Raw genomic sequence first — 7,858 nt, forward strand, 5'->3', positions numbered from 1 at the left:
GAATGCAAGTTGCTTCGCATCGGCGAGGATAACGTCCTTGCGCCGCGCCGGATCGAGCACGACCTTCGCCGCCGCAAGTTTTGCCTCATAATCCTCGAAGCGGCGTACCGAAATCGCCGCCGGCGCCATGAAGCGGTGGCCATGGGTGGTTTGCCCCGCCTCGATGCCGTCGATGGCGAATTTCACCACCTCCGGCTCTTCGGTCTCCATCCCGAACGTCGCGACGATGGAATGCAGCGGCCGCACCCAGCTCAGCGCGCCCGGTCGTGCCGAGCGTTCGCCCCAGCGCATCGACTTCGGCCACGGGAAGGTGCGCACGATCACCGGCAGCATGTCCGCGAGCACGTCGAGCGTGGCGCGGCCCGGCTTTTCGATCAGCGCGATATAAAAATCGCCCTTCTTCGGATCGCGCTGGATTTTTGCCTCCTCCAGCGAGGCGAGGCCGGTGGCTTTCAGGAATCCCGCAATCGCGGCCTCCGGCCCGCCGACGCGCGGGCCCTTGCGTTCTTCCTTGAGGTCGGATTGCCGCGCGGGGATGCCGTGCACCGTCAGCGTCAGCCGCCGCGGCGTCGCGAAGGCTTTTGCGCCTTCATAGACGAGGCCCTCGGCGACGAGCTTGTCGGTCACCATGCGGCGCAGGTCTTCGGCCGCCTTCGCCTGCATCCGCGCGGGGATTTCCTCGGAGAACAATTCGAGCAGGAGATCGGGCACTTACTTACCCTCCCCTTGAGGGGGAGGGTCGCCTGCCGCAGGCAGGCGGGGTGGGGTGACAGCGCTCATGTCGTGGATGGCCTCAAGCACAGCATCGGTCCTGCTCATCACATCGTTATTCCAAAATCGTATCACTCTGTAGCCTTCCGATGGCAGCCAGCGCGTCCGAACGTCGTCGCGGCGAAGCCCCTCATGCTGCGATCCATCGACCTCGACGATCAATCGCTTTGCCAGGCAAGCAAAATCGGCAATGTATGGTCCGATGACCACCTGCCTTCTGAAATGACTTCCCCTCACATCCAATCTTCGCAAATGCCGCCAGAGAATTTGCTCGGCGGCTGTTGTATTTGCGCGCAGCCTGTTCGCTGTTTTGCGCTTGAAGTCGCTGATTGGCCTCTTTGCCATATCGCTACTCTTTCACCCCACCCCGCTCGCCCAAAGGTTGGGCGAGCGACCCTCCCCCTCAAGGGGAGGGTAAAACCCCGCCCGCTTCGGTGTGCACCCAGGCTTCGCCGCAGGCTTTCGCCAGTTCGCGCACGCGCATGATGTAGCTCTGCCGCTCGGTCACCGAGATCACGCCGCGGGCGTCGAGCAAATTGAAGACGTGGCTGGCCTTGATGCACTGGTCGTAGGCCGGCAGCGCCATCAGATGCGCTTCGCGCTTGCCGTGTTGCCAGCCGGCGTCGAGATACTTTTTGCAGGCCTCCTCGGCCATCGAAAATTGCTTGAACAGCATGTCGGCGTCGGAATGTTCGAAATTGTGCCGCGAATATTCCTGCTCGGCCTGCAAAAAAACATCGCCATAGCTCACTCTGTCGGCGCCCTCGCGGCCGTTGAAGTTGAGGTCGTAGACGCGGTCGACGCCCTGCACATACATCGCGAGCCGCTCCAGCCCGTAGGTGAGTTCGCCTGCCACCGGCGCGCATTCGACGCCGGCGACCTGCTGGAAGTAGGTGAACTGCGACACCTCCATGCCGTCGCACCAGCACTCCCAGCCGAGCCCCCACGCGCCCAGCGTCGGGCTCTCCCAGTCATCCTCGACAAAGCGGATGTCGTGCAGGCCTGAGTCGACACCGATCGCGGCCAGCGATTTCAGATAGAGCTCCTGGATGTCCGGCGGCGACGGCTTCAGGATCACCTGAAACTGGTAGTAATGCTGCAGCCGGTTGGGGTTTTCGCCGTAGCGGCCATCCTTGGGACGGCGCGATGGCTGCACATAGGCCGCGTTCCAGCGCTTCGGGCCGAGCGCACGCAGCGTGGTCGCGGGGTGAAAGGTGCCGGCGCCGACTTCCATGTCATAGGGCTGCAGGATCACGCAGCCCTGGTCCGCCCAGAAGCGCTGCAGCGCCAGGATCAGTCCCTGGAACGAGCGTTCCGGGCGCATATGCGGAGGCAGCGAATCCATCACAGGTTTCTGATTCGGGGAGGTTTTAAGCGCGCGGGACCGTATCGGCGGGAACCCAGGGAATCAAGGCAATGTCCGGAGGGAATGGGCGTGCTCACCGGCGCGATTGCGGAGATCGATGCGGAACTTCGAGGTCCTGAGACGATTAGCTTCCTGAAAATCGCGATCTCTCTGAATTGTGACACCCAGAGATCGCAGCATTTGCTAAAACGACGCTGAGACTAATGCCTCCAAGCTTGCTCGCCGGTCTTGAAGGGTGGTGCCCCACCCTTAAGGCCGGCGCAAGTATTTTGGGAAGCCCTCGACGTTCCCCGGACGCAGTGCAGCGCGTAGCCCTTGCGAAGCGGTGCGCTGCAGAGCCGGGGCCGTAACGAAGACGGTGTTTGGTACGGTCCGGCTCTGCGGAGCGGCATGAAGAATGCCGCACCGCGTCCGGGACACGATGGCGGTCAGCCCGGCCGGTACGCGCCGGTATTGGGGTCGCGCCGCAGCGTCGGAATGTCGCCCGGCGGGCTGGCTTCGGCGAGCCGTGCGGCGCGCGCCTCTGCCAGTTCCTGGTTGACCCTTTTGGCCGTCCGGTAGGCCCAGCGGACCACGGCCAGCCCACCCAGGGCGCCTGCAAATGCGACTAGCGGCGGCATCGGTCGATCCTTGTCGTTCATCGGTCACGCGCCCCTTGGTTCGCATTGTCTCCCAACCCGGCTCTGCCCGCAATCACCTCTTTGCGAGGCTATTTGGCGCGGCTCAAAACCCGAATTTAGCCCAGATCGCCCGGGTCTCCAGTGCGGAGATCAGCTCGTCCGGCAGTCCGGCGAGGCCCTCCAGCGCAACCGCGGTTCCGGCGCCCGATTTGCGGCCCATCAGCCCGGACAACAGCCCGGTCGGCGGGGCGACCACCGGGGTCTGCACCTTGTCGCCGTAGCGCGCCCGCAGCGTCGACCTGAGATCGCCGATGGCGTCGGCGAGACCGAGCGACACCGAGGTTTCCCCGGCCCAGTATTCGCCGGAGAACAGCACATCGTCGGCGCCCGTCAACCGGGTCCCCCGGCTTCTCTTCACCAGCGCGATGAAGATGGCGTGGATCTCGCGCTGAAGCGCCTTTATCCGGGCGACGTCATCGGGATCCTCGGGAAGGAATGGATCGAGCATCGCCTTGTGCTCGCCGGCGGTGTAGAGCCGCCGCTCCACGCCGATCTTCTTGATCAGTTCCTGGAAGCCGAAGGAGCCGCCGACCACGCCGATCGAACCCAGGATCGACGATGGATCGCAGAAAATCTCGTCGCCGGCGCACGCAATCATGTAACCGCCGGACGCCGCGACATCCTCCACGAACACCAGCACCGGCAGTTTCTTTTCCGCGGCGAGCTGGCGGATGCGCAGATAAATCTGGCGCGACTGCACCGGCGAGCCGCCCGGCGAATTGATCACCAATGCGACCGCCTTTGCATTGCGGGTGGCGAAGGCGCGCTCCAGCATCTTGGCGACGCCGGCCAGCGTCATGCCCGGCCGCAGCGGCGTCACCGCGCCGATCAGCCCCGAGAGCCGCACCACCGGCACGATGACTGCGCCGCGCCGCCAGCGCGCCGGAACGAGGTCCATCAGCCGGTCCATCGACCATGGAGTTTCGCGGCGATCCCCGATCTGCTCACTCATGTCGTTTCCTCAAAATTTACCATTTCTTATGCTCTATCACGTCAGTGTTATTTCGGATCATTGGAACGTCATTTGCATTGCAATCGTTGTCAGGTTGCAATGAGGCAGCGGAGAAGGACATGAAGATCTATCTGCTGATGCTGCTTATCGGCGCGCTTTTGACTGCTGTCCACTTCACGTCCGCTCCCGAGAAGCGCCGGGAAACGTTGCCTCAATAACCAGGGACGCAGCCGGCTTTTATCAGTCAGGCCCGCCGTTTCAAAGCACGGCCAGCGGCAAATTGCCTCTGCCGGCCAGTATCTCCTGAACCTGTTTATTAGGCAGCCCTGACTCATCATTGAGCATCAGGCCCGGATAAAGCGCCGTCGGCGCGCGGCCCCCCTTGATCGCGCGGACCAGCACGCGAATCGCGGGTGTGGCCGCACTGCCATGAACCGGCAGAATCGCCAGGCTGCCAAAGCCGCGATCGAGCGCCGCCAAGACCTCGGCGAGTCCGTCGGCGCGCCAGATCAACGTCAGCACGCCGCCGGATTTGAGAATACGGCGCGCTGCGCGGAGCCAGCTCTGCAGCGTGGCGGCGTCAGCCAGATGCGCGATCTTGCGGCGCTGGTCCGGTGACGAGCGATGCCGCGAAGGGTCGTTGAACGGCGGATTCATCAGCACGACGTCGACGCTGTCGGGCGCAAGACCCGCACCGGCAAACGCCTCCGTGCCGGATGCGAGGTCCATCGCGATGATTCTGGCCTCGATTCGATTCAGCGCGGCGTTGCCGCGCGCGAGTTCCACCAAGCGCTTGTCGATCTCGACCAGGACGATCTCGATCCCCGCTATGTGGGTCGCGAGCGCCAATCCCGCGGCGCCGACGCCGGCGCCGAAATCGACCACCCGGTCGCCCGCTCGCGCCGCTGTCGCCGCCGCCAGCAGCACGGCGTCATGACCGGCGCGGTGGCCGGATTTCGGCTGGCGCAATCGTAGGCGTCCGCCGAGAAACGCGTCCTCGGTGAATTCGTCTGCTAGTTCAGTCATCGGGCCGCAGTTCATGGGCAAGCCCGGCGTCGGTGAGAATCTGACGCGCTTCGCGGGCATCGTCTTCATGGACCAGAATCCGGCGCGGCAGCACGCCGAGCGAGCCCTCGATCACGCTCATGTTCTGGTCCAGCACCAGATGATGGATATTGGCGCCGTCGAGCAATGCGCCGATCGCCGACACCAGCACGATATCGTTGGTTCGTACCAATTCCCGCAACTTAAGGCTCTCCTTGGGCCGGACCCTGCTTGATGGCTGTGCGGCGCGTGTCAACCGCTCGATACCCTTGCCGCGTCACTCCGCACTTTCTATTGTTATAGCCGAGGATCGCGTGGATTGCGCAAATGTGGAGAGTTGTGTGGCGGTAATTGTTCCCTTTGAGAGCCCCTCGGCAGCTTCGATCGATCAGCTGGTCGCCCTGGTCGCCGCCGACATGGAACGCGTCAACGCCACCATCCTGTCGCGGACCGGCTCCGAGGTCACCATGATCCCCGAAGTCGCCAACCACTTGATTTCCTCGGGGGGCAAAAGGCTGCGCCCGATGCTGACGCTGGCGATGGCGCACCTTGCCGGCTATTCCGGCGAGGGTCATATCAAGCTCGCCGCCTCGGTCGAGTTCATGCATACCGCCACCCTGCTGCATGACGACGTGGTCGACGAGAGCGAATTGCGCCGCGGCAAATTGTCGGCGCGGATGCTGTGGGGCAACGAGGCCAGCGTTCTGGTCGGCGACTTCCTGCTCGGCCAGGCCTTTCGCATGATGGTCGAGGTCGGCTCGCTGCGCGCGCTCGATATCCTCTCATCGGCTGCCGCCACCATCGCCGAGGGCGAAGTGATGCAGCTGGCGGCGGCGAAAAATACCGCCACCACCGAAGACGAATATCTCGCGGTGATCCGCGGCAAGACCGCCGAACTGTTCGCCGCCGCCTGCGAGGTCGGCCCCGTGATCGCCAACCGCCCGAAGGCCGAACAGACCGCGTGCCGCTCGGTCGGCATGAATCTCGGCATCGCGTTCCAATTGGTCGACGACGTGCTGGATTACGGCGGCAAGGCCGCAAAACTCGGCAAGAACGTCGGCGACGATTTTCGCGAGGGCAAGATCACGCTGCCGGTGGTGCTGGCGTTCCGCCGCGGCAACGCCGTCGAGCGCGCCTTCTGGGTGCGCGCGCTGGAACGCGCCGAGATCGGCGACAGCGATCTCGATCATGCCATCGGGCTGATGACCAAGCACCGCGCGCTGGAAGACACCCTCAACCGCGCCCAGCACTACGGCGCGATGGCGGTCGACGCGCTGGCGCTGTTTCCCGCCTCGGCGATGAAGACCGCGCTGGGGCAGGTGGTGGCGTTCTGCCTGGCACGGTCGCATTAGTTTATCGTGCCCCGGACGCAGCGCAGCGCGTAGCTCTTCGCGGAGCGGTGCGCTGCAGAGCCGGGGCCGTAACGAAATAAGACTTCGTCATGCGCGGGCTCGACCCGCGCATCCATCCTCTTCGCACGAATTTTTCGAAGAAGATGGATTGCCGGGTCAAGCCCGGCAATTACGGTTCTGCGTTTGATACGGTCCCGGTTCTGCGAAGCAGCGTGAAGAACGCTGCATCGCGCCCGGGACACGTATGGCCTAGCTCAACGTCCCCGCATGCACCCACCATTGCGGGTGCTCGCGCCGGATCGCCTGCGCCGCGCGCTGCGCATCGGCGTCGTCATTGAAAATCGCAAAACAGGTCGCGCCCGAGCCCGACATCCGCGCCAGCATTACGCCCTCGGCGCTGCCAAGCGCGGCCAGCACCTCGCCGATCACCGGCTGGATCCGCGTCGCCGGTTTCTCGAGGTCGTTGCCGATGCCGGCAAGGATCCTGATCCATGCATCGATTGACGCGCCGGCTTCGGGCCAACTCGGATCATAGAGGAGCACGTCGGTGGCGCCGACCAGCAATTGGCCATGCCGCAGGCCCAGCGCCTTGAATACCTCGCTGGTCGCGACGGCAACGCAGGGATTGACCAGCACGCACGGCATTTTCGGTAAAGCGAGCGGCAGCAGCGTTTCGCCGACGCCGGTCATCACGCATGCGCGCGATGAAAGGCAAACTGGAACATCGGCGCCGGTCAGTCGCGCGACTTCGATCAGGCGCGGATCGTCCAGCTCAAGTTTGTTTGCCCGCGCCAGCAACCGCAGCGCAGCTGCGGCATCCGCCGAGCCGCCACCGATACCGGCGGCGACCGGCAGCACCTTGTCGAGCATGAACTCGCCGGCCTCAAGACCGTCCACGCGTTCGCCCAGCAGCCGCGCCGCCTTGAGCACGAGATTATCGGACGCTTCGCCGCAATCTCCAGCGCGCGGACCGGTGGTCACTAGATTAAGTTCGGTTCCGGGGTCCAGCGTCAGCCGGTCGGCGCAATCGCAAAACGCCACCACGCTTTCAAGGTCGTGATAGCCATCGACGCGGCGACCGATCACCCGAAGCGTCAGGTTGACCTTCGCGCGTGCCTCATCCGTCGGCGCCGGCATTGGGACCCTTCGCTCAGCCGCCTTTGCCGTCTTCTTTTTTCTTGTCCGCCGAGGCCGCCGAGGAGGTGTCCTCCGGCAGGCCGTTCTCGATCTTGGCTTCGATCTTCGGCAGTTCTTCCGGCTCCGGCTTCAAATCGCGGGCATGCGCCCACTGGAATTTTGCTTCCAGGGTGCGGCCGACGCGCCAGTAGGCGTCGCCGAGATGGTCATTGATGGTGGGGTCTTCCGGCTTGAGGTCGATGGCGCGTTCGAGATTCTTCACCGCGTCCTCGAAATTGCCGATCCGGTAATAGGCCCAGCCCAGCGAGTCCACGATGTAGCCGTCGTCGGGGCGCTGCTCGACCGCGCGCTTGATCATCTTCATGCCGTCGTCGAGATTGATGCCCTGATCGATCCAGGAGTAGCCGAGATAGTTCAGCACATGCGGCTGCTCGGGCTGCAGCTCGAGCGCCTTGCGCATGTCGGCTTCGGCCTTGCTCCACTGCTTGGAGCGCTCCTCGCAGATGCCGCGGAAATAATAATAGACCCAGTTGCCCTTTTCGTTGGCCGAGGGCAA

Annotated in this window: 10 protein-coding genes; 1 reads left to right on the forward strand and 9 read right to left on the reverse strand. The window is 64.0% G+C overall.

Annotated features, from left to right (window positions below):
• The 7 genes from VGP39_RS05155 to VGP39_RS05185 form a co-directional block, all read right to left on the reverse strand.
• Positions 1-711 (reverse strand): glycine--tRNA ligase subunit beta (locus VGP39_RS05155; RefSeq protein WP_327567031.1); only part of this gene is annotated, 711 nt, incomplete at its 3' end.
• Positions 712-1,116 carry an endonuclease domain-containing protein gene (locus VGP39_RS05160; RefSeq protein WP_327567032.1) on the reverse strand — a complete coding sequence of 135 codons (405 nt, stop codon included), beginning with the start codon at positions 1,114-1,116 and terminating at the stop codon, positions 712-714. It lies immediately after the preceding gene.
• A gap of 58 nt (positions 1,117-1,174) precedes the next feature.
• Complete coding sequence (locus VGP39_RS05165; RefSeq protein ID WP_327567033.1) at positions 1,175-2,116, reverse strand: glycine--tRNA ligase subunit alpha; 942 nt, start codon at positions 2,114-2,116, stop codon at positions 1,175-1,177.
• Between the two features lie 449 nt (positions 2,117-2,565).
• On the reverse strand, positions 2,566-2,757 hold the full coding sequence (locus VGP39_RS05170) for a hypothetical protein (RefSeq protein WP_327567040.1): 192 nt from the start codon (positions 2,755-2,757) through the stop codon (positions 2,566-2,568).
• Positions 2,758-2,860: 103 nt separating this feature from the next.
• A complete protein-coding gene (locus VGP39_RS05175; protein WP_327567034.1) occupies positions 2,861-3,769 on the reverse strand; it encodes a S49 family peptidase in 909 nt (302 codons plus the stop codon).
• 258 nt (positions 3,770-4,027) lie between these two features.
• Positions 4,028-4,795: a tRNA1(Val) (adenine(37)-N6)-methyltransferase gene (locus VGP39_RS05180; RefSeq protein WP_327567035.1), complete on the reverse strand. Its 768-nt coding sequence runs from the start codon at positions 4,793-4,795 to the stop codon at positions 4,028-4,030.
• Positions 4,788-5,015, reverse strand: coding sequence for a DUF2007 domain-containing protein (locus tag VGP39_RS05185; protein ID WP_327567036.1), 228 nt, complete (start codon positions 5,013-5,015; stop codon positions 4,788-4,790). The genes VGP39_RS05180 and VGP39_RS05185 overlap by 8 nt, the downstream gene beginning before the upstream one ends.
• A gap of 139 nt (positions 5,016-5,154) precedes the next feature.
• Between VGP39_RS05185 and VGP39_RS05190 the strand changes: the two genes are divergently transcribed.
• Positions 5,155-6,165: a polyprenyl synthetase family protein gene (locus tag VGP39_RS05190; RefSeq protein WP_327567037.1), complete on the forward strand. Its 1,011-nt coding sequence runs from the start codon at positions 5,155-5,157 to the stop codon at positions 6,163-6,165.
• Between the two features lie 249 nt (positions 6,166-6,414).
• Here the strand turns inward: VGP39_RS05190 and VGP39_RS05195 are convergent, their stop codons facing one another.
• Both VGP39_RS05195 and VGP39_RS05200 read right to left on the reverse strand, forming a co-directional pair.
• A complete protein-coding gene (locus tag VGP39_RS05195) occupies positions 6,415-7,302 on the reverse strand; it encodes a 4-(cytidine 5'-diphospho)-2-C-methyl-D-erythritol kinase (protein WP_327567038.1) in 888 nt (295 codons plus the stop codon).
• A 13-nt stretch (positions 7,303-7,315) separates the two neighbouring features.
• Positions 7,316-7,858, reverse strand: a 543-nt coding sequence (locus VGP39_RS05200; protein WP_327567039.1) for a tetratricopeptide repeat protein, incomplete at its 5' end; no start/stop codon positions are given.

Origin of the sequence: Bradyrhizobium sp. (genome assembly GCF_036009065.1) — a bacterium.
Classification (GTDB): Bacteria; Pseudomonadota; Alphaproteobacteria; order Rhizobiales; family Xanthobacteraceae; genus Bradyrhizobium.